Raw genomic sequence first — 26,953 nt, 5'->3', positions numbered from 1 at the left:
GGAGCTAAAAGAAGTCGGTGAAAAGCTTTAAGACAAAGCTAAAACTTAATAACAAGCAACGGACTATAATGGCTAAACACGCTGGTGTGGCTCGTCATGCTTGGAATTGGGGATTGGCTACTTGTCAAGAGATATACGAGTCAGGAGGCAAACGTCCTACTGCTATTGATTTACACAAAAAGTTGGTCGCAGAAGTGAAATCAGCTAACCCTTGGTATTATGAAGTCTCCAAATGTGCTCCTCAAGAAGCCTTACGTAATCTAGACAAGGCGTTCAAGCGCGTTTGGAAAGTTAAAGGAACAGGTTTTCCTAAATTCAAGAAAAAGAATGTTAATGATAGTTTCTACCTCGAAGGCAGTATTAGAATCTCTGGCGACTGGATTAAACTCCCCAAAATTGGGTGGGTAAGAAGTCATGAGGAGTTGCCACCTGTTGAGCCGAAAAACGTAACCATCAGTAAGCGTGCTGGTGATTGGCACATCTCCTTTAAGATTGATGTAACTCCTGAAGGAACTTCCAAAACTAGAGACCGTATTGGTGTTGATATCGGGATTAATACCTTAGCAACAATGAGCGATGGAACAACTCACCCGAACCCTAAAGCCTACCGTCGCGCCAAAAGAAAGCTAGCCAAGCTCCAAAAAGAATTATCTCGTCGTCAAAAAGGTGGTAAAAATCGTGAGAAAACTAAACTCAAACTAGCTAAAGCACACAAGCGCATCGCTGATGTTCGAGCAGATAGCCTGCACAAGTTAACGACCTACTTAGCCAAGAACCACGGTGAAGTGAGAATCGAAAACTTAAATGTATCTGGAATGCTCAAAAATCATAAATTGGCGGGTGCGATTGCGGACGGCGGTTTCTATGAGTTTCGTCGCCAACTCGAATACAAGTGCGATTGGTATGGCAGTAAATTGACGCTAATTGACCAATGGTATCCAAGTTCGCAAATTTGTTCCAATTGTGGACATCAACAAAAGATGCCATTAAGTAAGCGAACCTATGAGTGTCCTAATTGTGGCATATCAATTGACCGCGACTTAAATGCGTCGATTAATTTGGAATGTGCGGAGAGCTTCGACCGTGCAAGCCTAGTGGTGGATAGGTCTCAAAAGATCCAAGCTAGGAAGTAAACATCAAATTATTAAGTTTGAGTAAGTTTTATAGAGCGGAAAACTAAGTCAAGCTATACCAAGGTCAAGTCTTGTTATATATTGTCAGGTAAAAGTTGTATTAGGAGTTAACTCTACACAACTATGCTCTCCCCTGCCCTTCAAGCTAAACTAAAAACTCCACTTAATATTGGCTCTGTGACGGTGAATAGTCGCGTGTTACAGTCTCCCTTGTCGGGGGTGACGGATTTGGTGTTTCGTCGGTTGGTGCGTCGCTATGCCCCCCAGTCTATGCTTTATACGGAAATGGTGAATGCGAAGGAAATTCATCATTTACAGGAACTTCCTAGGGTGATGGCGGTTGATCCCCAGGAACATCCGATTAGTATTCAATTGTTTGATTGTCGGCCTGATTTTATGGCGGAGGCGGCCCGGAAAGCGGTGGCGGAAGGGGCGGATACGGTGGATATTAATATGGGGTGTCCGGTGAATAAAATTACCCGTAAAGGGGGGGGATCATCGTTGCTGCGTCAACCGGAGGTGGCTGAGGAGATTGTACGGACGGTGGTGGATGCGGTGGATGTTCCGGTGACGGTGAAAACTCGTATTGGTTGGAGTGATGAGGAGATTACGATTCTTGATTTTGCCCGACGGATGGAGGGGGCAGGGGCGCAGATGTTGACGTTGCACGGACGGACGAGGGCGCAAGGGTATAATGGGGCGGCCCAGTGGGAGTGGATTGGCCGGGTGAAGGAGGTTTTATCTGTTCCGGTGATTGCCAATGGGGATATTGTGTCGGTGGAGGCGGCGGTGCGGTGTTTGCAGTTGACGGGGGCTGATGGGGTGATGTGTGCGCGAGGAACGTTGGGGTATCCTTTTTTGGTGGGGCAAATTGACCATTTTTTGCGGACGGGGGAGGGGTTGCCTGAGCCGTCGGTGGGGGAACGGTTAGACTGTGCTAAGGAGCATTTACGGGGGTTGTGGGAGTATAAGGGGAAACGGGGGTTGTATCAGTCTCGGAAGCATATGGCTTGGTACACGAAGGGGTTTAAGGGGGCGAAGGAGTTGCGCGATCGCTTGTCTCGTTTAGAGAGTGTGGAAGAAGGCTGTCGGTTACTTGATGAGGCCATTGCCGCGTCTCAGACCCCTCCCACCCCCTCTTTATCGGAGAAGGAACGAGAGTTAGAATTGATAGCCAATGCCTAATAACCAGCCTAATTCGGCTTCATCGTTTAAAAAGCCTAAATTGACGGAGGAATTTAAGACGATTTTATCGGTTAAGCGGTAGTCCACGCCTCCCGATAGCATGGGGCCGATATTGTTGGTGGCGATTTCTTCTTCGTCGTCTTCGGTGGTGAAAATGACTCCCCCCCCGATGAAGGGATATAAGGTGGCCGCTTCAAAGGGATCAGGGCCTTTGATGGCAAAGTCGTAGGTGACGGGGACTAAGATGGTGGCACTATCCCCGAATAAAATGGCAGGCCGTAGGGAGAAGGTGGAGGATAGCCCAATTTTACTATTGACCATGAAGGCAGTGTCGGCGAGATCGCTGCCGTTATCGGAGAATCCTAAGTTTACGCCGCCTCCAATATAACTCCAAGGTTGATTGGGGGAGAAAATACGGGGGCGGCGGGGTCTTTGACTTAATGGGGTGAGGTTGCCTTCGGTGACGCTGGTGGCCCAGTCTTCGGCGGTGACTTGAGGCCCGTCTGGGGTGGCTTTTTTCTCTAACCCGTCGGGAAAGGTGGGACTCTCCGGGGTTTGGCTGTTTCCTGCTCCGGCCAGTGCTAAACTGGCGATGGTGGTGAATAGCGCGATCGCGCTTAGTTTAAACATCATGAAAACTCCTCACATCAAAAAATACAATACAAGCTAAAACCAATAAGGTCGTCCTTTCCAAAATACCCCAAGCAGCACACCCATAAATCCCGCATGGGAGAGTTGAATTAATTGTATCGGTAAGGGGAGGCTAGTTTTCAACAAGAGTCCGCCGAGCAAACAGAGGACTAGGGCCCATAAACTCCCGGTATTCAGGGGGATGCGTTGGGGGGCTATCTCACAAAGAAAAACGGCTAAAACCCCAAAGCCAAAGGTGGCCGCAAAGGGGAGTAAGAGGCTGAGGGGAGAAGAAAAGAAGGGGTTTAATATTGCCCCAACGCCAGGAACATATAACCAGAGGGCCACTAACAGGATTTCTAGGAGAAGGGCTACTAAAGTATCAATCCCTGCCACTTGTAGCAGGGGCAACCAAGGTTGTTGTTTGAAAGCCGACCAAGGATCACGCATTATGGCTCACTCAAGCTAATCCCAATACCCCAATGATGACATATCGCCCAGAAAATTTTGTGCGTTTTCCGTGGAGTTGAATCTCGGCCACTTGACGGTCTTTCCGTTGTCCTTGGAAGTGACAAGCGAGGGTGGAGTGAGTGCCTTGGAAGCATTGTTGTAGGGTTTCGGCCATGCGGTGATAGTCTTTGGTGGCAACTAATTTGAGGATGGACTCTAAGGCCACTAATTCCCCAAATTCATAGCCAAAAATATCAGCGACTTGGGTGTTGGCGTAGAGAAATTTCCCTTTATCGCCGATAATATAAATGCCGATTTGGCTCAGGTCGGGGGGAAGGACTGAGGTTGCGGTGGCGGAAGTTTGGGGGGTTGTAGCACTTTGGATGTTTTCGAGTTGCTCCTGTTGATCCCGTTCGATCATGTATAACCGCGCATTGTCGAGGGCTAAGGCCATTTGCGTGGCACACATTTTCATTAATTCGGCGGTGGTTGCGGTGAAGTGGTTGGGTTGGGGGTGGGTGAGGGTGAGGATGCCTAGGAGGACTTTGCCTCGTAAAATGGGGACACAGAGGGCAGAGCCGACGGAATAGGGTTGGTCGGGTAATGTCACCCAACGGTCATCTTGACGGGTGTCTTGGATGAGGCCCACTTGTCGCTGACGGACGACCCATCCGGCTAATCCTTGATCGAGGACTGTTCCAATTAAATCATCTCGTTGTTCACGGATGGTCGCCCCTCGGGCCAGGACACTTTCGGTTACTTTGCCTTCTCCATCGAGGAGAAAGAGACTACTTTCGGTGGCATCGGTGAGTTGGACGGAGACTTTGCTGGTTTGGAGGAGCATGGAGCGTAACATGAGGCGGCCTGTGGCGGCCCGGCCCATGGAAACGAGCGATCGCACTAATTCATCCTGAGCATCAAAGGCTATTTTAACTTGCCGGAGATGCTTGACTTCTCGATGGAGTTTTTGTAGATGTTGGATGAGTTCTTCTTTGGATAAATCCGCTAAGTTGCGATCGCTCATCTTGCCCCGTCCTTTTTTTGGTAGTGTTAACGATACTTAAAGTACCCTAGCCTACAAGAGAATCTTAACAGTCCTAGAGTAGCAGAAAGCCCGTTCAGGCTGACGACCAACACGAACTAGGCACTGGAATCAAATTACAAATTACGTTGATACTCTTCGAGTAAGTCCATCAAGTCCACTTGACAGTGCATAGGAATTAATTCCGCTAAAGGGAGTTCTCGTTTCCCGCCGCCAATTTTGACGGCAATCTCTTGTAAAATTTGCATCACATTATCTTCGTTCAGTTGGTTATCTTCGAGCAAGGGATAGACTCGTTGTGCAACCACGGTATGGAGTTGGGCATCGCTGAGATAGAGATGCCATTTGGCGATGTCCATATAGACTTTATCGCCAATCTCGGCGGCCAGTTGTTCGATTTCTGCGGTAGGATTAGCCATCGGATTTTCTTGAATAATCTGCGATCGCAACAATATAGATTAAATGTAACAGGAGAATCCCGCCCCAGCCTCCTGTCACCCAAATGGGCCAAGTCCACTCAGCCTGCTGGAATTGGGAAACAAACCAGATACCAGAGTTACACGCGGCAAAAAACGCCACATGAACCGCGAAGTTCATCCGGTCATCCAAACGACGAAAGGCGGGATCTGTTTTGCGGTCAGGTTGTCGCGGCCAACGAGGAGGCATAAGTCTTCAATCTCCTTAATTTTTGAGCCTATTCTGGGTTTTCTCCCTTTATTCATTATTCATTATCCATTATCAAGTATCAATTATCCATTACCCATCCCCCAAAACCAAAGAACTCTTTTTCACCAGCCGAATTGAGCCAATTTCCATGGTTTTTTCCAGAGCCTTTGCCATATCATACAGGGTTAACGCCGCTACGGAGACGGCGGTGAGGGCTTCCATTTCTACCCCCGTTTCCGCATTGGTTTTCACCGTCGCTTGGATGTGATAACCAGGTAACGCCTCATCGGGCGTGATTTCTACATTGATTTTGTGGAGGGGAAGGGGATGACAGAGGGGGATCAGATGAGCGGTTTGTTTGGCCGCCATCACACCCGCCAGTTTAGCCGTGGTGATCACATCCCCTTTAGGTGCATTTCCCGCTTCGATCGCAGTTAGAGTGCTGGCCTGCATTTTAATCTGTCCAGCGGCCACCGCTTCCCTCGCCGTTACCCCTTTCTCCGATACATCCACCATTTGCACCTCCCCTTGAGCATTGAGGTGGCTGAGTTGAGATTTTTTTGCGGAATTGTCTTGCATTTTTAGAAAAGCTCGTGCTATATTAATTAATCGTTGCATAAAGCAACACATTTTGTTCAAGGGCTTGTAGCTCAGTGGACTAGAGCACGTGGCTACGGACCACGGTGTCGGGGGTTCGAATCCCTCCTAGCCCGTTTTATTTTATATGCCGCTAAAAAAGCAGTGACCGACCTTCAACTAAAGGCCAAAGTCATTGCTTTTCCAGTTAATCCCCATAAGCCGCACCATCACTTCCTCTTGCTTTGTGTCCTTTGTGTCTTTGTGGTTAACCCCTTCTGTTAACAAACAACAAAAACTTTTTTAAACCAATTTGCAGCAACCCCCAACCCATCCCTTAGAATAAAACTGGGGTAATGAGCAAACAACGCTCTGGAGGTGCGGTTATGACTACAGCTACGATTCCGAAGCAGGATTTAGATAACATTACTGCTGAAGATGTCGAGAAACTGGCAGGACGTTTAGAACGTGATGATTATGCGAACCCGTTTGCAGCGTTAGAAGATTGGCACTTGTTACGCGCGATCGCATTTCACAAAGCAGAATTAGTAGAACCCTATCTCTATCTGCTCGATATTGAGGCGTATGATGAAGCCTAGCTGAAATCTGCCTCATGTCTGAACGTTCACGGGTTTTAATTGCTATAGGCGGTGGTATCGCCGCCTATAAAGTTTGTGAGGTGATCTCGACGCTGTTTAAGTCAGGGGTAGAGGTGCGAGGGATACTCACGGACCAAGCACAACAGTTTATCACTCCCCTGACGATCGCTACATTAAGTCGTCATCCCGCATACACGGATCAAGATTTTTGGCAACCTTCTCATACTCGTCCCTTACATATTGAGTTGGGAGAATGGGCTGATTTAATTATTATTGCACCGTTAACGGCGAATAGTTTGGGCAAATTAGCCCAGGGCCTCGCGGATAACTTGCTCACTAATACTATACTCGCTTCTGCTTGTCCCGTACTCCTTGCACCAGCGATGAATACGGAAATGTGGGAACAAGTCTCAGTGCAGCGCAATTGGGGACTTTTATTACAGGATCAACGCTATCACAGTTTAGAGCCGGATGCGGGGTTATTAGCCTGCGATCGGGTAGGGAAAGGCCGCATGGCTGAACCTAATGAGATTATAACCGCCGTTCACTCCCTCTTGTTCACCCAAGGGAAACGAGATTTAAAGGGAAAACAGATTTTAATTAGTGCAGGAGGGACCCAGGAATATTTAGACCCTGTGCGCTTTATGGGCAACCCCTCAACGGGTAAAATGGGGGTAGCCTTGGCTCAGGCCGCCTTACACCGAGGTGCAACTGTCACTCTGGTTCACGCACCCCTCAATATTCCCCTCCCGAAAAACTGCCGCACCGTCCCTGTCACCACCGCCGCCCAGATGCAGGCCGCTATGTTAGAGTATTGCACAGATGCCGATTGGATTGTCATGGCCGCTGCCGTGGCGGATGTGAAACCCGCACACACCGCATCGGAGAAACTCCCGAAACAAGATATCCCCTCCCATCTCCCCTTAACCCCTGTCCCGGATATTATCGCGCAACTCGCTCAACAAAAGCGATCGCAGCAACAATTAATTGGCTTTGCTGCACAAACTGGGGATTTTGTCAAGCCCGCTTTAGAAAAATTAACACGAAAAAAATTAGATGTTATTGCTGCAAACCCCATTGATCAAGAGAATGCCGGGTTTGGGAGTGATGAGAATTATGCCGTGTTTCTCGCTGCGGGAGGACGACGGGAGCAAGTTCCCCCTTGCAGTAAGTTAGAAATGGCCCATCGTCTCTATGATTTCATTCTACACGGTGTCGGGATCAATGCCGAGAGCCTTTAAACGGGCGGCGAGTCGTTCGCTTTTGTCTTGTACTGCTTGGAGTTGCTGTTCTGCGGTAGTTGCTCGTTGTTCTGCGGCCTCTGCTTTCTGGTGTAACTCTACGGAGGTTAAAAAACGCTGACCGTCGGGATAATATAATTCTAATCCGGTTTCGGGACATTGAAAGCGAATTTGCAGACGGGGACTCACCCAACCCTCTAGGGGGTCAATTACGTCTAATTCCTCCCCATTGCGTAGCCATCCGGTGAGATCAATGCGGTCGGGATCATAAATATAATATTCTTCTACTCCATAGCGATCGTAAAATTTGAGCTTTTTATTCATTTCGGCCAACCGATTCCCTGGAGAGAGAATTTCAAACACCACTTGGGGAGCAATTCCTGCTTCTTCCCATTGACGATAAGACCCCCGATACCCTTTGGGACGACCAAAGGCCACCATGACATCCGGTGCTTGTCGAGTTTTATTATCTCCTTCCACGGGATACCAGAGCAAATCTCCCGCAACAAAAACATTGGGATCGTTAGCAAAGAGAATCTCTAAGTTTTCTTTAATGACGACGATCCACTGAAATTGTAAGGTATTATCGGCCATTGGCTGTCCGTCACTGTCGGGATAAGTTATAACGCGGTCAATTTCTTGAACCATTGTACCAATTTTTTACTCGCTATTATTATTATAAAGAATTTTGTATTTAAGTGAACTCCTTACAATAAATTAAGATAATCCGTTCGTAGTAAGGAACTTAATTAAGCGTAAATATTCACTCAATCCCTAAAATTAAATTCAATAAATTAAACTCTTGAGAGGAGAGAAGATAACGGTCAGTAAATAACTTTGATCGCATCTGGTCTAAACTATAACTACGGAAAATGAGAAAAGGAAACGCTTGATAATTCTCCCCAATGGGTAAAACTTGATCGGTGGGATACAGTTGACGGAGATATTGGTGTAAAAGATGGCGAAATCTATCTTTTTTGTCGTCGGGTTCGTTTCCCTCTTGGAAATAGTCTCGCATCATATCTCCCACTAAAAAAGTAAATAGCGGAATGGCATAATATTGGTCACTCCAATTATTTTTTTGTTGTAGTTGTTGCGTATAATTATGGGGTTTTTGTAGTTCGTTAATTAAATCAATTCCCCGATTAATTAAAGATTTCAGGTTGGGGGAATAGTCTCCACTTTCCCGAATGGCCAGCATCCGCTTTAACAGGGTTTCGGTTGCATAATGATAGATGTCTGCTAACCGCATCTCGTAGGTTTCTGCTAAGGTTTTTCCTCGGAGGGGGACCAGTAATACACTTCCGCAAATGTGACCTAATTCGACTGGATTAAGATTGAGTAATCCATCGAGGGTTTTACAATAATTTGCGAAGTGGTGGTTAAAGTCTTGTTGTAATTTTAAATAGGAGGTTTCTTGATTTTGAGGAGAAGGATCATTCATTAATAAGAATTTTCCGCGACTGAGAAGATTTTGCAGACTTGCTGCTAATTCTTTGACGGTAGTATTTTGCGGATTTCGCCAACTTTCTTTTTCTAAATCTCGGATCAGGGTGGCCAATTGTCCGGTGAAACTTTGACCCGATGCAAAGACGGATTTTCCTCCAATGGGGATCATCATAAAGTTGTAACGGCCAATTTGTCCGTATCCTTGGATTCTTGTCATTATTGCAGTTTTGAGGATGACAAAGAGGTTGAGGAGACTGAGGAGACTTTCTTGGAGGGAGAGTTGCAGACTGTTGGGTTCGGGGTAATAAATTGCGCGATCGCACAAATAAAAGGTCAAGTATTTCTCTGCATTATCCAATGTTTTTAACTCCTCTCCCTCCCAAAATTGTCCCCGACACCGATAAATCACCTGGATAATTTCCATTAAGTTATTTTCCACTTGAAATTGGGGAATTTCCACTAAAATATGCTGAGATTTGGGGAAAGATAACCCCCGACTTGCAGAAGAAGTCATAAACACGACTTTTACATGATCTTGATGCTGACGGATGTTCTGTCGTTCTTCATCGGATAAATCTGCGTGAACCTCTAAATAGTCTTCTTGTTTAATAAATGATTCGGTTTCTTGAATTTTCCCGATTAATTCTTGTAATCGCTGTTTATTTTGAATATAGACTAAAATTTGTCCCGTATCTGGACGGTGACGGAGTTGGTTGAGGTCGTCTAAAATATGGTTAAAAACTGCTTTCGGGAGGTTATCTTTTTGTTGGTCTAATTTATCCCGATCAAATTGAATCGACTCGATAAAGGGTTTATAGGTGAGGTGGAGACGGTTTGCGGGATAGGAGTTTGCGTTAATAGCAATTCCGTTACAATGATCATTCTTATATAGACCAAAAGGAAATTCTTGGGAAAATACCCCTAAATCTAAATTATCCCCAGGTTTTTTCACTTGACGGACAAAGATTTTATCGGGTTCTGGGGAAGTATCCTCTAGATGCTGTTTAATGACCTTCCCATCAACAATAGACGCATCTGCGACAATGACTTTCAGGTTAAATCCCGATTCAGGATGATTCAGTTTATAGTCTTGGATAGTTCTTTTAATTTCCTTGAGAAATTCAACCCCACTCTGATCCCCAGTTATCTCATCAATCATAATAAATAGGTGTTTCACTCGACTGGAGAGTTCTCGCATTTTGTGAAAATTGACTGTTTTCAATCGCGTGTTATAAAATCCTTTAAAAATCTCCTTAAAATTGTCTAAAGTATTCTGTCCCGATTTAGTAATTCTCAAGGACTGAATACAAGCAGTCGCAACAACAGTATTAGAAATGGGGTCGTTAATTACGTTATAAATTCCTTTACAAAGGGTTGACAAAACGCCATTTTTATGATTTTTTTTGTTTCGCATTTGACGATCATTTATACGTTTGATGGAAGACTGGGAGGGAGTTCGAGGGGGTGGGGGATCATTGAGGGGGATAAATTGTGTTCCGTGACTGGAAAAGGGGGTTTTATGGTGTCCAGAACTATATTTTACGACTTGCTGGGGTTTATATTCATCGAGTATGGTTGCATTGGTGGTCATACAAAAGAGTCGATCATCGACAAGTTCCCCAGTTTGGGAGTTTTTGAATTTCTCAATAATGTCTAAGTTAACTTGTTTCCGGGGACTGACGTAGAAAAATAAGCATCCTTCCTCAAGATGGGATTTTAAAAACTCGACAATTGCGGTGGTTTTCCCAATTCCAGGATTTCCGGTGAGAAAGAGAAAGGTTTTGTCGGAATTGAGTGCGGTTTTTACTGCTTCTGCATGGGGTTGTCTTAATGCTGCGGTGGATTGGAAGTTTTCTAGGGTTTCTTGGTGGGGGGGGATAATGTTAATTTTATTGGGTTGGAGGTTTTCTAGGTTTTTAATGAGGGTTTTCCCGTTGTGAAAACTTTTCGCTACATTGCGACGAATAACTTTTAAAACGTCTTGTCTTGCAAGGTTGATGTCTGTATTTTTATGTTCTTGGGAGTAAATTTCGTGACAGGTTCGCAGTAGGTTTTGGTGTTGGGGATATTGGGAGTGGAGAGACATGATACTGAGGTTGCGATCGCTATACCCCACGACATTAATTTGTATATCCTCTCCCGCAAGTTTCTTCCCCTCTACTGTGGGATAATTCTGTAAGAAATTATAAAAACTATACGCATAACTCCCTGCTTGAATGAGTTTCACACTTTCCTTATCCTGTCGCTTAAATGCGGTGAAATAGCGCTTCAATTTCTCAGAAAACTCAAAATCTAACTCCCCTTCACTCCCGGTATCTAGTCTCAGTTTCGTAAAGACACTTTTAGACTTCAAATAACTAATTTCCCGTCGTAGGAGACGACGATGGGTATCGAGGGTTTTATCCTTCAGGTTGAGTAAATCTTCAGCTTGTCGGACTGAAAACACCGATAAATCAACCACCAAAATTCTCAGTTTCCGTCGGTGTCGCAGTAAAAGGAGGGTATCTGCTTGTAAAAATTCCCCGCTTTGTCGTTGATACTTGCGTTGAATATCCGCTAAATTGGTTGTAAATTCCTCTCCCAACTGGGATAACCACTCCCTCACCTCTTTTTCGGTATCCTTAGATAATACCCCCATACTGTTATCCCCAGAAAAACAGCATTGGTAATAGAGAATTTTGGTTTTCGAGGGGGTTTTACTAAAAGAGTCTAAATATTCTCGAAAGAAGTTTAATCCCGATAACCACCCCTTTTGTAATAAAAACAGTCCCCAAGTCTCAACTTTATAAATGTCTCCGGGATCAATAATATTCGCATCTCGACAAAGTTCTTTGAGGACTTTTGCAAAAGTAATTGTTTGTAAATCCTGCTGATAGAGTGTCCCGAAGTTGTGGGGGATATTGTGCTGGGAAATTGCCGCTAATATCCCAATATTAAACCCAACTTCAAAGAGTCGTCCTAAATGTGCTGCAACCATTCTATTCTTCCTCCTGTCTGGGGGTTACTGGGGATAATAAAATTGAGTTAACTTCCGTTAAAAACGCAAGGTTATTAAAATAGGTTTGACCATCCATGTGGTAAAAGACGGAATTTTTCCGCAAGGAGTCATCCCCGATCATTTGTTCGTAGGGGTCGAGTTTTAGTTTTTTCTTGTTCTGACTATTTTCTAGTCTAAAAAAGTGAAAGAGAGTAATATATCGAAGAATTGCGTCTTTTAAAGACCCCTCATAAATTAATCCCTGTCGAATACTTTGGTCATCTAATACCCCTTGATAGATGTTGAGGAGGGTAGAGTAAGACATCACTCCATTATAAAAGCGTTCGTCTCTATTCCCAATGGTAATCCCATTAAATAAGTTAAAGAAGACGACGACTTTCTGACTGGGGTCTTCGACTAAATTTAATAAGTTGCTGGTATCTTGTAGGGTATAAGAGGAGACTTCTAGTTTTTTCGATTTCCGGACATAATATTTACTGAAAAAGACTGGATAAATCTGCATATCTTCCACCCCTGACATCATGGACTGAATGAGGGTGGGAGACATAAAGAGAAACTCGGTTTCTTGTTGGACTTGGGTTAAATGGAGATTGTTGCTATAGGGTGCTTGAGCAACGTATAAAATGTGACGATATCCTTTTTGATGGAGATTAACTACTACATCATTGAGAATGGAGGGGTTTCGATAAATGACGGAGTTGGAATAGTTTTGAGAAAAGGTATGTCGGAGTTGAATTTGCGTTTTTCCCTGTTGGTTAGTTATTCCAATGACTTCCCCGAATAAGGTGGATTTTCCTAGGGTGCGATCGCGGTTTCTCCGAGTCCCATCACTCTCCAAACTGGACACCACAATTAATGCTAATTTATCCAAGGTTGTATCTAGTTGGGAGGGGGAGTCGGAGAAGGTAAACGTCTGGGGTAACACCGAATAGAGAGAACTAAACGCATTTCTTAATTTATTCGTATCCTGGTTTTTAATTCTCACTCCTTGGGAATTAGAATAATAGGAACTCTGAGCATTAGTATTCAGTAAATGAGCAACGACTTTGGACAAATCGGCCATAAATTCTTCAGACAAAGAGGGGTGATTAGAATCTCCCTCATGGAAACGGAGAATAGGGAGGAATAAATGATGGTGATCTTGCTCTAAGTGATATTTCTCCCACTCTTCTAAAATTACTCGCAAGGTGACATACACCAGTAAAGACATTGTGAAACGATAAATAAATCCTTGCACCGCATCACAATTTTCTCTGTCCAAGTGACGGTTATTATACGCAAAAACCATCATTTTTTGCTGTCTTAAATTTTTCTTGCTTGTCTCTTTACTCAACTCACTATTAGGAATGAATAAAATGGGGAGTTGGTAAATTTGCTGAAGACTCGCATACTCAATTTTAAACTTTTCTTCTTCCTCTGTGGGATAATAACGAATATCTTCAAATTTAAGCGTTACCGGAAGTTGACAAAAGGTGGTTTCTGAGGGATGAGCATCTTTGATAGTAATGTATCTCAAGCATCCTTTGGGGTTTGTTCCAACAACATCCTCAAAGAAATGTCCCTGCATTAAATCATCTGGATATTGTTCTAAAATTCCGCGACTGACTCCAATTTCTCGGTGAAAATACTCTGGAGAAAAAATTGTAATTCGCTTGAGGATTCTTTGTAAGAGTTCTCGGAGTCTCTCAATTTTGGTTTTAATATTAAGTTGTCTAAATCCTCTAATAATATTTGTCAGGATTCTTTGCTTTTGCCTTTCATCATTCCCTTGAAAGATTGGCAAAATTTGTTGGTCAAAATTAGCAATTATATCATACTCTAATTCCGATTCTATGTTATAATTATTCTTCCGAGGATTACTACGGGTTGCAAAGGCAAAATAGTAGAGAAATAAAACCCGGAGAACTTTTCTTAAAACGACTGCGCGATCGCTCTCCTGAAACTGCTCCCGTAACTTATTCGGATCAAGCACATCTAAATAATAATCAAACACCTCTTTCCCTCCCCGTGCTTGCACTGGATGACCCAACTTTAACTTTAACCCAAAAGTAAAAGTCCGCTCCGTCTCATTATCATCTGTCGTCTCCCCTAAACTATCAGAAAAAATAGGAATAATCGGTAAATAATCAAGCGATTCCGCACGGGAAAACCAGTCCCGATAATTAATCACCTCTCCCCCATAACTCACCTCATAATCCCCATCCGACTTATTGGGATCATTAATATAATCCTCAATCGCTCTCAACCGTCGAATTAAATCCTCTAAATAAATAACATTCCCCTCTTGCTCCCGATCAATCTGTTGGGCCAAATACTCCAAATAACAAATTTTCGCCTCTTTTTTCAGCTTCCCCAACGACTCCGTATCCACCACCTGCTGTAAACGGTTAAAATCCGAATTAGGTCGCTCAATTAAATCCTCTAACGCTTCCTTGGCATCCTCTATTTCCTCATCACCCGCTAATTGTTCCTCAATATGATTTTCTACCCCTCGTTGCATCCCCTCCTGAAACTGATTAATGTCCCGCACAGAAATTGTCACCTTATGAAACTTGAGCAGGGAAGCACTCCCCACCCCATTTTCTCGCGTTTCTAACCCCGACGTGACAGAGGAAGTAGTAGGAAAATTATAAGCAAAATTGAGAGTATTAGGAGTCCTCTGGTTTAACGGATTAATAAAATCTCTTAAATCAAAATTAACCCCATTCAAACGCTCTTGAAAATGTCCTCGCACCCCATCCCGAATGCGTCGAATTAAACTAGGAAATTCCCTCTCAACCGTCTCATTAAAATGCAGTGTCGCAGATCGCGCAATATTGCTACTCGAAATAGGATTGGCTACCTGCTTCCGAGAGACTTGCCAAGCAACTTCATCTAACTTAACAATGATGCGTGTTGGGGTAAGTGGATTAAAGGGATTGGTTTGTTGAATCTCCTGTAAAATAAACTTTAACAGCGACTCGTAATCAACGGGGATTAACTCATTTCCCCCCAATTCAAAAATATTCATTGCAACTGATCCTGATTAACCAAATCCTAACAAGCAATTTTCGCTATTCTAGTTTAGCAAAAAATGCCCGTTCTGGGGAGAGTTTCCTAGTTAATCGGGGTCAAGATCAGGATTTTTTAAGTTTTCATCGTCTAATTTAACTCAGACTGTAATTGTTGAAACTGAGGGAAATAACGCTGTGTCATCTCTAAATTAGCTGTAACAATACTGTCTAACATCGTTTCAGTTAACGAGATTTGAGTTAAGGGTAAAGAAGTTCTCAAGCGTAACTCCCCATCTTCAAAATCCATCTCAAAATTACCAACCGTTAACTCATAGTTAAGTCCAGCAATAAATATAGCAAATTGGCCTCTTTGATCAGCAGAAATAGCTTCAGGATAAACCGAATAACAGCAAATTTCTTGCTCATCGGGAGTTAAAGCGATTAAGACGGAAAGTTGTAAAGTCTCTAAATTAAAGGAGAGTTTAGTTATGTTTTCATTAAACTGCTCGTACTTCCAACCTTTATGGTTCAGGAAATCTAGAATGACTTCCGGGTTAGATTGAGTAGAAGTTGTTAGTTTTTCTCGCATTAAATCTAGATTATTCCAGAGGGTTTGATATCCCTGCTTTAACTCTCCCTCTGCTTCTAATTCCGGAGGTAACGACATAGCTTGTTTAAAGGTGGTTGCTAACCAGTTTTCTGTATAATATAAACAGTTATTTTCCCAATCCTCACTCTCATCACTACTCATTAATCCTCCTAAATCTTTAGCCTTCTCCATTTGCTGATTCAGGTAAGCAATTAATGAAGGTTTTAGCTTTAACTCAATTTCTACTGCGTCTGAATCAAACTCATTTTGAGGTTGAGTAATGCCAATTTCAGGAAAAAGATTAAATAAAGACTCCGTAATAATTTTCTCGTAAGTTTGGGAAGGGACAGAAATTGTAAAAAATAATTCACTAATCTGATTATTCTCAGCTTTATGAAGATTAATTTCTTCTACAGTAACTTTAATTCTTTCCCCAAAAGCTGATAAAAAAGAGGCTTCTTGTCCAACCTGATAAGTTTCTTTAGTCATTCTTAATTATTTAACTCCGAATTATTGGTGTTGGCTCAGTGAAGCAAGTCTTATGCAGAGGAGAAACAGTCCTCTAAATTGGCTTTAAGATAGATCGAGTTTGACTCATTCATCTCTTAATATCTAAAAGGTTTTACTCACCAGCTTATTAGTCGTCTCCCCTTCAATTTTCAAGCGAAAGACTTCGCCTAATAAGGACCCAGTATCAGCCGCAACAGCTTTCACTTGACTCACATAAACATTCACTTTAGGTTTTGCACCTCCTCCTTTTTCCCAACTCAAGCTACCTCCGACTTTCAATTGTTGTTTAATATCCAATAACGGATTCATAGAAGCCTCAGTTGCGGTACTTTTAATCATATCTTGTGCCACCTCATCTCCTGCTACTCCAATAACCTTACTTCCCCATTCTGCTCCCACTTGATCGCCAATGGTTGGGGCCATCATGGCTAAATCACCCAACATTCCCGCTATTTCTCCACCTGCTTCCGTTTTTGTTTTAGCTTTGGAAGCATTGTAGGCTTTTTTCCCGAAAGCAGCTAAAGCGGTGACATAACCTGCGATCGCTTTACAAACATGATTCATCACTTCTCCGTAATCTCCTCCCCCTTTTCCGAGCGCACTACTGAGCATTCCGGCAGCTTCAATATCTAGACTTTGCCAGGTTGTACCATCCCAACCGATTTTAGCTGCTGCTTCACCACCAGCAAATTCTTGCAGTGCTTCCATCGCTCCATTGAATTCTAAATAAGTCACTCGTTTTCCAGCACCCGCGTCTGCTAATTCCTGTGATCCTTTAGCTTTCTTTTTACCGACGTTTGCACCAATGGACTCTGCGGAGTATTGTTTGGCGGTGGAAACTTTACCCTCTAACTCTCCTGTGGCAAATCCTAAATTTGCACTTACTTTCCCTTTAGCTAACTTGCCAACTTCTACCTTGGAACTGTCATCAATTTGTTTTCCCCCTTGACCATCATCAGTGGTAAAGAGATATTCCTCCATAGCAGTCGCCCAAGTTTCGGCTTCTTCCCCTTTATCTTTCAATTGAGATTTACCACCATATCCCCAAATGGCATTGGCGGCTGTACTATCAAGATTTTGGGTTTGCAGATTCCGATATAGTCCATAGGAAACTAAACCGACTGCTTTTTTAGAGTCACTAGCTGCTGATTCAAAGAAATAGCCCACTTGCGCGTTGAGGTCTAACCCAAAACGTTCCCAACCTCCACCTAGGGAGAATTCAGACCGGAGCGACACTTCTAGGGGTTCATTTTCTTCTTGCTCTTTGGCCGCTTCTCCAATCAATTGAGAAATAAAGTAACCGCCTGTATTGGGGTCTTTAATTCTCAGTTCAATGGTCAGTGAAACAGCAGTTCCCGCAGAGGGAGCATTCGCATCAATAAGACCTGCAATTTTATCAAAACCTTGGGTTAAGGTATCCGCTTTAATGACGGCATTAACGGCTTTTTTTCCAATTTCATCAGTGGTAACTTGGCCTTTCGTCTGTGAAATTACACTTTGCTGTTTATTGGGATTTAATGCTTCTTTGGTTTGATTCCCTTTTGTAAGGTCTCGCGCTGCCGCGATCGCATCCTCTAAATGTTGTTTGGACAGGACTACAGCGCGTCTCTGAGCAACAGCAATTTTCGCTTTTTCAAGGGTTTTAAGATTCTTAGGATTAGATAAATCCGGATCGGTACTAATTAACCCAATTGCCATTTGATTAACTTTTCGAGAAGCAATTGTATTTAACTCTTTTTTATAATTCCCTTTGTTAACAAATTTGGCCGTGATAGTTTTCGCGTATTGCTCCATCACACTATTAACTGAGCCTTTGGCCGTGGAGTAGGCTTCTACGTTAGCCATCATCTTATGATATTCTGCCATTGCACCTGTTGTGCCTTGACTCGTCAATTCTTCTTCAATATCCTGTGACGCTTGCTCCCGTGCTGCATCTTTTAAGGTTTGACGGAATTGATTTAATTCTTTTGATCTTCGCCATTCACCCCGTCCTACTCCTAGTTTATCGAGAACTTGAACTTGAATCATTTTCTCGATAGGGTTGTAAATGTTATCCAGTTCTACATTCGTCAGTTCTGCAAATTTTGTAGTAGCTTGTGTGGGAGTTTGATTGTTTTGAATATCTTGATCTTTTTGATCAATCGCTTGGGTTGCTGCTGCTTTGCGAGCCTTTGTAACTTTATCTCTTTCAGCAACTGCTTCCGTTCTGACTTGTTGAATTGCTGCTAATTTCTGAGGCTTTTTAGTTGAGTTTTTACTTAGCCATTTATCAACATAACCCAAAAGTTTTTCTAAAATTTTAAGTTGAGTATCATAATTCACATCTGAGGAGGAAATGTTGTTATAGTCCTGAATACAATTCTGTATATCTTCAGTATTTGATGTTCCCCACCACTGTGAACCTACTATTTTTTTATCTAGCAGTTGTAAATTATTCTCTTTGCGCTGAATTGTGGGCGTGCTACCTTGTTGTAGGGTGTGGGTTAATTCATGGGCAATTAACTCTTGTCCTGCTTTATTTTGGGGCTGATATTCCCCTTGTTTAAAAAAGATATCTGAACCGGACGTAAAGGCTTTTGCCTGTATTGATTGATTTAATTGATCGGCCTGACTGTCCGTGTGAACCTTCACCTCCGAAAAATCTGCTCTCATTGCTTGTCCCATGTGTTCTTGTAACCCTGCGTCTAGAGGGTGGCCGCCCCCTTTCGCTTGGTTAATGGACTGTTCTAATTCCGGAGAGGCCGTCCCCCCTCCCAGAGCGTCTTTCCCTTGTAGCGTGGGTTTCATCTGTAACTCATCTTCTTCCATCGTTTCCCGTTGCACGGTGGAATTAGAGTCAGCCACCGGAGTATTAATTTGTTCGACTACCCCTTTAGCGACTCGATCTGCTTCCTGTTCGTATTGATCCCCAACTTCCCCAATGGTCAATTTCGCTTGTACCGGGGGAGTGGCCCCCATTCCGTATAAATCGGTAATCTGGTTCGCTTGCCAATGCTCTGCACTGGGTTGCCAGTCGGGTAATGCTGCATCCTTAGCTGCATCCTTAGAGGAGTCTGTTTGGGAGGTCTCTTTTTTGCTCTGTAGGAGAGGAGACGGGGAAAACCGTTCTGTTTTAGTTGGTTTCTGGGATTGAGCAGAACGAGAAATTTTGGGGGATTTCATGGGTCACTTTAGGGCATTGAGTTACACGGTATCTGGAGGAATTATATAATGGGGTTTTAGAGTGCGCTATAGACTTTCGTATAGATCGGGGTTTGGGGAGTGGCGCAGATTTTTTAATTTTCTGCTGTTCCCTTGGGGGTAAATTGTGAGAGTTAATTTCTTAACCCATTTAACCGACTGATTCTCTAGGAATTTTCCACTTTAGTTGAATAGGAAAAATGACGATTAAGCTGATACTATTTTATCTTACTAGATACTTTAATCGAATATGATTTCTCAATCTTTGGTCGGGTCAACTGAGGATAGTTGGTATGAGCAGAATTCTCAATACTTAACCTGTTCTCTCACGAAGATTCATTTCGCGTTAGATCGTTACATTGCTCGTTTGCAAAACCAAGAAGATAAACTCCCCTCAGTTGACCCCGCAAACCCGGAAGAAATTGCTGCACAAATGGCTCATCCTCCTGCTTTATTGCAGTTGGGTCAATGCTTCAAGTTATCGGAGTTTGAACGGGATATGCTGGTCTTTTGTGTGGGGAGAGCCGTCCATCCTTTATTTCGGAATTTGTGTGCTTTAGCCCATCAAAATACACAAATGGATTATCCGACCTTTCAGTTGGGATTACAGTTATTTTCTGGGAGTCATTGGACGGCATTACATCCCAATTCTTCCCTGCGTCGCTGGCAATTGTTGAATTGGGATGAACAAGAAGATATTACCCATGCTCGCTTGCAAATTGATGAGGCTATTTTACATTATCTTTTGGGGGAGGTGTACCAAGATAAGCTCTTATCTGGGGTGATTGAGCCGTTTTTTCCCATTGAAAAGAGTTTTCCTTTATCTCCGTCTCATCAACAGATTGTTGAGCAGGGGGTTAATATTTTAAATTCTGGGCAAAATCGGGATTCTCTTGTGCAGTTGTGTGGTTCAGATGGGGAAGCGAAAAGCGCGATCGCGCAACACATTTCCCAACAACTCAACCTCCCCCTTTATACCCTATCTGCCAACAGTTTATCCAGCGATCAAGCAGAAATGAAGCGGTTAAGTTTACGGTGGGAACGACAAGTCCAATTAATTCCCAGTCTGTTAGTCTTAGAAGACTCCCAAAAATACAGCCAAGAAGCCGCAAAACCCTCTCCGACAGAAACCTTTTTATCTCTCCTTAAAACGCCCCTAATTTTCTCTGCTCCCGAACGAATTTATCTGAATCATAAAACTATTATTCCTTTAGATATTCCCCCATTAAGTCACCGTGAAAAATTAGCCTTATGGGAGCGATCGCTCGGCGAAACAGCAACCCATTTAAACGGTCATTTACCCCGAATTGTCGCCCAATTTAACCTCTCTCCCTTAACCATTCAATCAGCCCGTTTATCCCTTTATCCAGAGGAGTCAAACCCGAATTTATATCAACATCTCTGGGACTTTTGCCGTTTGCAAGCACGGCCTCGTTTAGAGCATTTAACCCAACGCATCGAAACCCAGGCCAGTTGGGAAGATTTAGTCTTGCCAGAGCGAGAAAAAAATATTCTCCGTGATCTTATTCTGCAAGTGCGGCACATGGCCACCGTCTATGAGGAGTGGGGGTTTGGTGGGAAAGGAAAACGGGGTTTAGGGATTAGTGCTTTATTTGCCGGGGCCAGTGGCACAGGAAAAACCATGGCCGCGGAAATTATTGCCGGAGAATTACATCTAGACTTATTTCGAGTTGATCTCAGTGCTGTCACCAGTAAATATATTGGCGAAACTGAGAAAAACTTACGGGAAATTTTTGATGCCGCAGAGAAGGGAGGAGCAGTTTTATTATTTGATGAAGCTGATGCTTTGTTTGGGAAACGAACGCAAGTACAAGATAGCCGCGATCGCCATGCTAACATGGAAGTGAGTTACCTCCTACAACGCATGGAAGCCTATCAGGGACTCGCCATTTTAACCACTAACTTGAAAGATGCACTAGATCAAGCCTTTATCCGTCGTTTGCGTTTTATTGTTAATTTCCCCTTTCCCAAGGCCGCGGCCAGAAGTGAAATTTGGCGACGGATTTTCCCCCCCCAAACCCCTACCCACAAGCTCGATTTTCAGCGTTTAGGGCAATTAAATGTCGCCGGGGGCAATATTTACGCGATCGCGCTAAATTCCGCCTTTCTTGCCGCTAACGAAGGTGAACCCGTAATGATGAAACACATCTTACAAGCCTCCCAAACCGAATATCTCAAATTAGGAAAGACATTAACCGATGCAGAAATTAAAGGGTGGTAAATAGTGGAATTTACAGGGAACGGGGGAATATGAAGCCTTAACTCCCAACGAACGGGGATGGTTGTGGTGCGAGAATTTGGGGTTGTGGTTGGGAACTTGGGAAGGAACAATTCTCAAAGAAACAGCGATTTGGTTGCGGTTTTATGATAGTTCTGGCAATCTGGTTTTACTGGCTCAAGAAGAACGGGATGTGGAACGAGAACGAGCCGAACAGGAACGAGAACGGGCCGATCGCGCTGAGACTACTGTAGAGGAAGAACGCCGAAAAAATCAACAGTTACGCGATCGCGTAGCGTCTCGGAACGAGAATCGCGTAGCGTCTCGGAACGAGAATCGCCTGTTACAGTTAGGGATTGATCCAGATTCTCAGTTGTAGGAGTATAGGCGGTTATCTTATCCATTGGACAATTTCCTCCGTTTCTAGAGAACATTATCGGACTGCTAACATGGCTTCAACAGTCATCTCAATATCACTGGCGATTTATCGCTGTAAATACTTTCATCATCACCTCTCTCTGTATTCTTTGAAGTAAAAATTAACGACGATTCACCCATTCCGTAATCCCAGAAGCCAGAGCATCTGCCAATCGCTCCTGCTCCTCCTCACGGGTAATCCACTCAAACTCCCTCGGATTAATCATAAACCCCAACTCCATTAAAACCGTCGGGGCTGCATGGGGACGAGTTAAGGCCAAATTATTCCAAAACACCCCATAAGAAGGCCGCTCCAAATTCTCCACCAAATAATTATGCAAAAACACCGCCAAATCGTGCGCTTGGGGGTGATACCAAAACATCCCCACCCCTGCGGTATTCATGGCATCCCCATCATCAGGTAAAGCATTGTAATGCACCGAAAACGCCAGATCAGGGTTCACCTCTGCAATATAATCCATGCGCTCCCGTAACCCCAACTCCCGGTCCGTCTCTCGTGTTAAATATACCGTCGCTCCCCGTTGCTCTAACTCCTGCTGTAATAAGCGAGACACCGCCAAATTGACGCTCTTTTCCGGATACCCATTAGGGCCCCTTGCTCCTAACTCCTCTCCCCCGTGGCCGGGATCAAGCACAATGCGCAATCCCTGTAAATTCCCTGCTTGGGTCTCTGGGGGGTGGTCTAGGCGTAGAATGAGACTGCTTCCCTCATAACGGAGATCATACCCCCATTGTTGGTCTGATTTAAGCTGAAAGGTGTAATTAATAGTCTCTGGGGTGACTTGCTCCCAGTCTAAACGACGGATGAGGGGGTCATCATCCAGCCAGATGGTGTCGGTTTGGGCTGTGATATTGTGGAGGGTGAGAGTAAAGCTGCGATCGCGCTGTTGCACAGACACCGGAACAGGAAATTCTAGCGGAAACACCACCTCTGTGGCCCCCTCTTGTTGCCTAGCCAAAATACTGCGAATCGTAGATGTAACGGGAGCAGCCCCCGGTAACAGACGAGTCTCATTTTCCCGTATCCAGGCCCCATACCGCAACCGCAACCAGTCCCCCTCCCGGCCCGTCACCGTTGCGCGACTGCCTTGGGGGAGGGGAGTGAGACGGGAATAACTGGTCCCAGGCCCTGTGCGAGCAACCCCCGATGCTGCGGTAACTTCCACCACTTCTAAATTTGCGGGAGAGAGAATACTCACTGCACCCCCCTCCATTGCTCTCCTCTCATTCCCAGTGACAATATTAAACGTCGCTGTGCCTAAATTTCCGGGTTGGGAGACTTGCAGACATCCTTGGTAGTCGAGAGCAGACTGGAGGGGAGTGGGGTCATTTTCTGCCGTGAGGACGGCTAAATTACTAGGGAGGAGGGTAGAATCCGGTTGGGGAGTTAGGGGGAGGGTAGAATCCCCCAATGTCACCGACACCTCTGCATTGGGAGCGGCCATGGCACGAAAACAGATGCGCTCCTCTGGCAGTCGGGCAATATTACGCTGAGGGGTGAGGGAGTCGGGGGCCAAACCATTTTCATTGAGTTGGGGTTGACTTTTGACGCGAGTTATGGTAATAGTCTGCTGCTCATCCCCGTAGCGGAGGGTAAACTGATTTTCCCCCAATTGTAAGGGAAAACTGGGGGCGAAATGGCCGTCCTGCGATCGCGCAACCACCTCCCCATTAATCAACACCTCCCCCTGGGGTGGGGCGGTCCCAATGAGAAAAATACGCTCCGCCTGGGTTTCGTGGTTTGGGGGAGGATAAGCCAAAAACAGCGAAGACTGAGCTTGCACCCCTTCAACCCCCCCAACTAACAACACCCCCGTCATCACAGGTAAAACGCCTAATTGTCTCATCATAGCCCCAACCCACTCAACAAAACTAAAACTTATCCAATCTCCACACTCTATCAGAAAACGCGCAACCCGGACACGGTATAGCTTTGCGTCCTACTATAAAAAAAATGTCCCAAATTTTCCGTCATTCCTTAAAATAAGGTAAATAAATGTAAAGTTAGATAACAAGTCTTATTAAATTGTCCAGAATAGCAGTCACCGACAACACAACAATGCACAGACGACCCATCCAACGCATCTTCTGCTCCGCCCTAGCGATAGTCCTCGCCCTCTCCGCTTGGTTTGTCGCCCCCCCTGCAGCCCAAGCCATTAATAACCCGGACTTACTCCCCGATATTGAAAAACCCATTTTAGACCTCGCCAACTTCCTCCCCTCCCTCCAAGAGGAAAACTTAACCAACAAAATTGAACGGTTTGAAAAGGAAACCGGGTGGAAACTGCGCGTCCTCACCCAATTTGACCAAACCCCAGGTCGTGCAGTGAAAAATTACTGGAATTTAGATAACCGCAGTGTATTACTGATAGCAGACGCAAGAGGGGGAAATCTACTGGCATTTAACGTTGGGGATGATGTGTATGACTTTCTCCCCCGCACCTTTTGGGTAGAGTTACAAACCCGCTTTGGGAATTTATATTATGTTCGGGATAACGGCGAAAATAACTCCATTGCCGCCTCTATTGATACCGTATCCCAATGCTTAGAGGATGGGGGATGTAACGTTGTGCCAGGACTGCCGAGAGAACAATGGATTCTCACCTTAATCACCTCCATTTTAGGCGGTGTAGTCTGTGGATTAGCCGCGATTCCTCGGAAAGCAGGACAAGTTGTTGCTTGGCAATGGGCGTTAATTTTCTCACCCTTATGGGGCATTCTCTTTATTGCCTTTGGTATCGGTCCCGTGGTGACTCGGACTGCCGATTGGTTGCCCCTATTCCGGAATATTATTGGCTTTGCATTAGGGGTGATGGTTGCTTATCTCTCCCCCATGATGAACACCTCACAACCGTCTGAGTCGGAGACGTAGAGAATACACCAAGGACATAGAGAGAAATAAGGAACAGTCTTGAGTTTCAAGGCTGTTTTTTTTGTCAGTAAGGGCAATTTATGAGAGGTTTAAACGAATCAAAGCGTCAAACTGTATTGGGATCAATACCGAGTGCTTTTAAACGTGCTGCCAGTCGTTCGCTTTTCTCCTGTGCTGCTTGCAGTTGTTCCTCTGCGGTGGTTGCTCGTTGCTCTGCGGCCTCTGCTTTCTGGTGTAACTCCACAGAGGTTAAACAAGGCTGACCATCGGGATAGTATAACTCTAACCCCGTTTCTGGACATTGAAAGCGAATGGGCAGACGAGGACTCACCCAACCGTCCATGGTTTCAATTACGTCCAATTCGTCCCCATTGCGTAACCATCCTGTAATATCAACGCGATCGGGGTCATAGATATAAAGCGATCGTAAAATTTGAGCTTTTTATTCATTTCTGTCAAACAATTGCTAGGAGAGAGAATTTCAAACACCACTTGCGGTGCAATTCCCCCTTCTTCCCATTGTCGATAAGACCCCCGATCCCCTTTGGGACGACCGAAAGCGACCATCACATCAGGAGCTTGTCGGGTTTTATTATCCCCTTCCACGGGATACCAGAGTAAATCCCCTGCTACAAACACATTGGGATCATGAGCAAAGAGAATTTCTAAATTCTCTTTAATGACAACAATCCACTTAAATTGGAGGGTATTATCAGCCATAGGTTTTCCGTCGCTGTCGGGATAAATTATAGCGCGATCGCGGGCTTGAATCATTGTCTTCTTTTTTCTCACCTCTTATCTAAAACGTCCAATCTGTTCTTCTGCTAAATTTAAAAACTGAATTGCGCGATTAATTTGTTCAGTTGCTTCTTCTGGAGTGACAGCATTTAAAGCACCATAATCTCCAGTATTGCGTAAATTCTGTGCCTCAATTAAAAAACGATGAAATTCTACAGGAATTCTTCTAGTATTGGCGAAGTCTCGACCAAAAGCGGAAATGACCGTAGAATGTCGAGAAAAGGACATTGATTCTCCTTCTAAAAAGGCTTCTGCAATATAAAACATGGTATAATAAGCGCGAGCCGCAGCATAATCTGGAAACCCATTATTTAATAGCACTTGAGCCGCATTTAGACTTTGTTGTGCTTTTAAAAGTAATTGTAGTTGGTCTTCGGTCATGGGTGAAGAGTCCTTAAATTAAAATCCCTTCCTTGCGAATATTGCGTAATAAGGGGCCTTGGCGATTTAAAAAATAGTTCTCTTCCATAAAAATACAGTTAATCACTTGGTTACTTTGTAAGCATAGATCGGTAATAATTTGACCCGTTCTTCTAATTTCTTCCCCAACTTGGACTGTTCCTTTCAAGACAACTAAAACGTCAATATCTGAAGCAAAATCAGCCTCTCCTCTGGCTTGTGAACCAAATAATATGAGGGTGACTAAACGATTTTGATACAATGCTTTTAACTCTGTCTTGAGTTGTTGTAGTACAGGTTTAAGTTGTTGATTCATGTTAGCGGTGGGAGAATAAATTGCGGATAAGACGGTAGAGGATAAGTAAGATAAACCAAACGAGAGCAAAGGGAAAGGCAAAAACCCCTAAAATAAAGCAGAGAATCAGATGAAACCTGCTGCGTTGGGCAAATTTAACAATCTGTTTCATCCAATTGGGATAAGGATAAGCATTGAGGGGTAAATCTAATTCTTGATAAATGAGGGTTGCTTGTTGAGAAGCGGCAAATCCTTCTCTAATTCTGCCTGTTTTTTGGTATAATTTTCCTAATGCAAGTAAAGAAACGGCTTCCCCCCGTCTGTCGCCTATTTCTCGTTGAATAGTCAGAGATTGCTGGTAATATTCTATCGCCTCGCTGTAGCGTCCTAGGGAATGGTAAGCATAGCCTAAATTGTTTAAAGAACTGGCTTCCCCCCGTCTGTCGCCTATTTCTCGTTGAATCGTCAGAGATTGCTGGTGATATTCTATCGCCTCGCTGTAGCGTCCTAGGGCATTGTAAGCATAGCCTAAACCGTTTAAAGAAAAGGCTTCCCCCCGTCTGTCGCCTATTTCTCGTTGAATAGTCAGAGATTGCTGGTAATATTCTATCGCCTCGCTGTAGCGTCCTAGGGAATGGTAAGCATAGCCTAAATTGTTTAAAGAACTGGCT

22 protein-coding genes, 1 tRNA gene and 1 pseudogene are annotated in these 26,953 nt (G+C 44.2%); 8 read left to right on the top strand and 16 right to left on the bottom strand.

Annotated elements, in window-relative coordinates:
- Window positions 1–17 precede the first annotated feature (17 nt).
- Window positions 18–1,133, top strand: coding sequence for an RNA-guided endonuclease InsQ/TnpB family protein (locus PN462_RS02615; RefSeq protein ID WP_272126356.1), 1,116 nt, complete (start codon window positions 18–20; stop codon window positions 1,131–1,133).
- A gap of 123 nt (window positions 1,134–1,256) precedes the next feature.
- On the top strand, window positions 1,257–2,318 hold the full coding sequence (dusB, locus tag PN462_RS02610) for a tRNA dihydrouridine synthase DusB (protein WP_272126355.1): 1,062 nt from the start codon (window positions 1,257–1,259) through the stop codon (window positions 2,316–2,318).
- Here dusB and PN462_RS02605 read toward each other — a convergent pair.
- The 6 genes from PN462_RS02605 to moaC form a co-directional block, all read right to left on the bottom strand.
- Window positions 2,295–2,951 carry a hypothetical protein gene (locus PN462_RS02605; protein ID WP_272126354.1) on the bottom strand — a complete coding sequence of 219 codons (657 nt, stop codon included), beginning with the start codon at window positions 2,949–2,951 and terminating at the stop codon, window positions 2,295–2,297. The two genes, dusB and PN462_RS02605, sit on opposite strands and share 24 nt — an antisense overlap.
- Before the next feature lie 33 nt (window positions 2,952–2,984).
- On the bottom strand, window positions 2,985–3,398 hold the full coding sequence (locus tag PN462_RS02600; protein WP_272126353.1) for a hypothetical protein: 414 nt from the start codon (window positions 3,396–3,398) through the stop codon (window positions 2,985–2,987).
- Window positions 3,399–3,408: 10 nt separating this feature from the next.
- Window positions 3,409–4,422: a GAF domain-containing protein gene (locus PN462_RS02595; RefSeq protein ID WP_272126351.1), complete on the bottom strand. Its 1,014-nt coding sequence runs from the start codon at window positions 4,420–4,422 to the stop codon at window positions 3,409–3,411.
- 134 nt (window positions 4,423–4,556) lie between these two features.
- On the bottom strand, window positions 4,557–4,859 hold the full coding sequence (locus PN462_RS02590) for a DUF3181 family protein (RefSeq protein ID WP_272126350.1): 303 nt from the start codon (window positions 4,857–4,859) through the stop codon (window positions 4,557–4,559).
- Window positions 4,852–5,106, bottom strand: a complete 255-nt coding sequence (locus tag PN462_RS02585; protein ID WP_272126349.1) for a 2TM domain-containing protein — start codon at window positions 5,104–5,106, stop codon at window positions 4,852–4,854. The genes PN462_RS02590 and PN462_RS02585 overlap by 8 nt, the downstream gene beginning before the upstream one ends.
- A 90-nt stretch (window positions 5,107–5,196) precedes the next feature.
- Window positions 5,197–5,685, bottom strand: a complete 489-nt coding sequence (gene moaC / locus PN462_RS02580; RefSeq protein WP_272126348.1) for a cyclic pyranopterin monophosphate synthase MoaC — start codon at window positions 5,683–5,685, stop codon at window positions 5,197–5,199.
- Between the two features lie 60 nt (window positions 5,686–5,745).
- Here moaC and PN462_RS02575 point away from each other — a divergent pair.
- From PN462_RS02575 to coaBC, 3 genes are all read left to right on the top strand, one after another.
- Window positions 5,746–5,819 (top strand) — tRNA-Arg (locus PN462_RS02575).
- Between the two features lie 249 nt (window positions 5,820–6,068).
- Window positions 6,069–6,281: a protein IsiD gene (gene isiD / locus PN462_RS02570; protein WP_443029044.1), complete on the top strand. Its 213-nt coding sequence runs from the start codon at window positions 6,069–6,071 to the stop codon at window positions 6,279–6,281.
- Window positions 6,282–6,295: 14 nt separating this feature from the next.
- Window positions 6,296–7,522, top strand: coding sequence for a bifunctional phosphopantothenoylcysteine decarboxylase/phosphopantothenate--cysteine ligase CoaBC (coaBC, locus tag PN462_RS02565; protein WP_272126345.1), 1,227 nt, complete (start codon window positions 6,296–6,298; stop codon window positions 7,520–7,522).
- On the opposite strand, the gene PN462_RS02560 is transcribed toward coaBC, so the two are convergent.
- From PN462_RS02560 to PN462_RS02540, 5 genes are all read right to left on the bottom strand, one after another.
- Window positions 7,487–8,170 carry a Uma2 family endonuclease gene (locus tag PN462_RS02560; protein WP_272126344.1) on the bottom strand — a complete coding sequence of 228 codons (684 nt, stop codon included), beginning with the start codon at window positions 8,168–8,170 and terminating at the stop codon, window positions 7,487–7,489. The genes coaBC and PN462_RS02560 overlap by 36 nt on opposite strands.
- A gap of 115 nt (window positions 8,171–8,285) precedes the next feature.
- Complete coding sequence (locus tag PN462_RS02555; RefSeq protein ID WP_272126343.1) at window positions 8,286–11,948, bottom strand: helicase-related protein; 3,663 nt, start codon at window positions 11,946–11,948, stop codon at window positions 8,286–8,288.
- Between the two features lies 1 nt (window position 11,949).
- On the bottom strand, window positions 11,950–14,979 hold the full coding sequence (locus PN462_RS02550; RefSeq protein WP_272126342.1) for a hypothetical protein: 3,030 nt from the start codon (window positions 14,977–14,979) through the stop codon (window positions 11,950–11,952).
- Between the two features lie 131 nt (window positions 14,980–15,110).
- Entirely contained in the window at window positions 15,111–16,040 is a 930-nt protein-coding gene (locus PN462_RS02545; RefSeq protein ID WP_272126341.1) for a YbjN domain-containing protein, read from the bottom strand.
- A 123-nt stretch (window positions 16,041–16,163) separates the two neighbouring features.
- Window positions 16,164–19,223, bottom strand: a complete 3,060-nt coding sequence (locus PN462_RS02540) for an eCIS core domain-containing protein (RefSeq protein WP_272126340.1) — start codon at window positions 19,221–19,223, stop codon at window positions 16,164–16,166.
- A 268-nt stretch (window positions 19,224–19,491) separates the two neighbouring features.
- Between PN462_RS02540 and PN462_RS02535 the strand changes: the two genes are divergently transcribed.
- A complete protein-coding gene (locus PN462_RS02535) occupies window positions 19,492–21,483 on the top strand; it encodes an ATP-binding protein (protein WP_272126339.1) in 1,992 nt (663 codons plus the stop codon).
- A gap of 76 nt (window positions 21,484–21,559) precedes the next feature.
- The gene (locus tag PN462_RS02530; protein WP_272126338.1) at window positions 21,560–21,859 is read left to right on the top strand and encodes a hypothetical protein; all 300 of its coding nucleotides are present in this window, start codon (window positions 21,560–21,562) and stop codon (window positions 21,857–21,859) included.
- A gap of 160 nt (window positions 21,860–22,019) precedes the next feature.
- Here the strand turns inward: PN462_RS02530 and PN462_RS02525 are convergent, their stop codons facing one another.
- A complete protein-coding gene (locus PN462_RS02525) occupies window positions 22,020–23,765 on the bottom strand; it encodes an N-acetylmuramoyl-L-alanine amidase (protein ID WP_443029043.1) in 1,746 nt (581 codons plus the stop codon).
- Between the two features lie 212 nt (window positions 23,766–23,977).
- Between PN462_RS02525 and PN462_RS02520 the strand changes: the two genes are divergently transcribed.
- Window positions 23,978–24,790, top strand: coding sequence for a TPM domain-containing protein (locus PN462_RS02520; RefSeq protein WP_272126336.1), 813 nt, complete (start codon window positions 23,978–23,980; stop codon window positions 24,788–24,790).
- Between the two features lie 106 nt (window positions 24,791–24,896).
- Here PN462_RS02520 and PN462_RS02515 read toward each other — a convergent pair.
- From PN462_RS02515 to PN462_RS02500, 4 genes and pseudogenes are all read right to left on the bottom strand, one after another.
- Window positions 24,897–25,564, bottom strand: a pseudogene (locus tag PN462_RS02515) (Uma2 family endonuclease).
- Window positions 25,565–25,585: 21 nt separating this feature from the next.
- Window positions 25,586–25,969 carry a HEPN domain-containing protein gene (locus PN462_RS02510; protein ID WP_272126335.1) on the bottom strand — a complete coding sequence of 128 codons (384 nt, stop codon included), beginning with the start codon at window positions 25,967–25,969 and terminating at the stop codon, window positions 25,586–25,588.
- A 13-nt stretch (window positions 25,970–25,982) separates the two neighbouring features.
- Window positions 25,983–26,303: a nucleotidyltransferase domain-containing protein gene (locus tag PN462_RS02505; RefSeq protein ID WP_272126334.1), complete on the bottom strand. Its 321-nt coding sequence runs from the start codon at window positions 26,301–26,303 to the stop codon at window positions 25,983–25,985.
- A 1-nt stretch (window position 26,304) separates the two neighbouring features.
- On the bottom strand, window positions 26,305–26,953 hold a 649-nt coding region (locus tag PN462_RS02500; RefSeq protein WP_272126333.1), incomplete at its 5' end, for a tetratricopeptide repeat protein.

The organism is Spirulina sp. CS-785/01 (assembly GCF_028330525.1).
Lineage (GTDB): Bacteria > Cyanobacteriota > Cyanobacteriia > Cyanobacteriales > Spirulinaceae > JAQMSD01.
The sequence above is the reverse complement of the archived record's forward strand: the minus strand, read 5'-3'. Positions and strand labels throughout refer to the sequence as shown.

What these genes read in the sequence shown, in the direction of transcription:
- PN462_RS02505 (WP_272126334.1), bottom strand. Translation starts at nt 26,303, where the DNA reads ATGAATCAACAACTTAAACCTGTACTACAACAACTCAAGACAGAGTTA.
- PN462_RS02560 (WP_272126344.1), bottom strand. Translation starts at nt 8,170, where the DNA reads ATGGTTCAAGAAATTGACCGCGTTATAACTTATCCCGACAGTGACGGA.
- PN462_RS02605 (WP_272126354.1), bottom strand. Translation starts at nt 2,951, where the DNA reads ATGATGTTTAAACTAAGCGCGATCGCGCTATTCACCACCATCGCCAGT.
- moaC (WP_272126348.1), bottom strand. Translation starts at nt 5,685, where the DNA reads ATGCAAGACAATTCCGCAAAAAAATCTCAACTCAGCCACCTCAATGCT.
- dusB (WP_272126355.1), top strand. Translation starts at nt 1,257, where the DNA reads ATGCTCTCCCCTGCCCTTCAAGCTAAACTAAAAACTCCACTTAATATT.
- PN462_RS02540 (WP_272126340.1), bottom strand. Translation starts at nt 19,223, where the DNA reads ATGAAATCCCCCAAAATTTCTCGTTCTGCTCAATCCCAGAAACCAACT.
- isiD (WP_443029044.1), top strand. Translation starts at nt 6,069, where the DNA reads ATGACTACAGCTACGATTCCGAAGCAGGATTTAGATAACATTACTGCT.
- PN462_RS02510 (WP_272126335.1), bottom strand. Translation starts at nt 25,969, where the DNA reads ATGACCGAAGACCAACTACAATTACTTTTAAAAGCACAACAAAGTCTA.
- PN462_RS02600 (WP_272126353.1), bottom strand. Translation starts at nt 3,398, where the DNA reads ATGCGTGATCCTTGGTCGGCTTTCAAACAACAACCTTGGTTGCCCCTG.
- PN462_RS02545 (WP_272126341.1), bottom strand. Translation starts at nt 16,040, where the DNA reads ATGACTAAAGAAACTTATCAGGTTGGACAAGAAGCCTCTTTTTTATCA.
- PN462_RS02585 (WP_272126349.1), bottom strand. Translation starts at nt 5,106, where the DNA reads ATGCCTCCTCGTTGGCCGCGACAACCTGACCGCAAAACAGATCCCGCC.
- coaBC (WP_272126345.1), top strand. Translation starts at nt 6,296, where the DNA reads ATGTCTGAACGTTCACGGGTTTTAATTGCTATAGGCGGTGGTATCGCC.
- PN462_RS02550 (WP_272126342.1), bottom strand. Translation starts at nt 14,979, where the DNA reads ATGAATATTTTTGAATTGGGGGGAAATGAGTTAATCCCCGTTGATTAC.
- PN462_RS02595 (WP_272126351.1), bottom strand. Translation starts at nt 4,422, where the DNA reads ATGAGCGATCGCAACTTAGCGGATTTATCCAAAGAAGAACTCATCCAA.
- PN462_RS02590 (WP_272126350.1), bottom strand. Translation starts at nt 4,859, where the DNA reads ATGGCTAATCCTACCGCAGAAATCGAACAACTGGCCGCCGAGATTGGC.
- PN462_RS02520 (WP_272126336.1), top strand. Translation starts at nt 23,978, where the DNA reads ATGCACAGACGACCCATCCAACGCATCTTCTGCTCCGCCCTAGCGATA.
- PN462_RS02525 (WP_443029043.1), bottom strand. Translation starts at nt 23,765, where the DNA reads ATGAGACAATTAGGCGTTTTACCTGTGATGACGGGGGTGTTGTTAGTT.
- PN462_RS02535 (WP_272126339.1), top strand. Translation starts at nt 19,492, where the DNA reads ATGATTTCTCAATCTTTGGTCGGGTCAACTGAGGATAGTTGGTATGAG.
- PN462_RS02555 (WP_272126343.1), bottom strand. Translation starts at nt 11,948, where the DNA reads ATGGTTGCAGCACATTTAGGACGACTCTTTGAAGTTGGGTTTAATATT.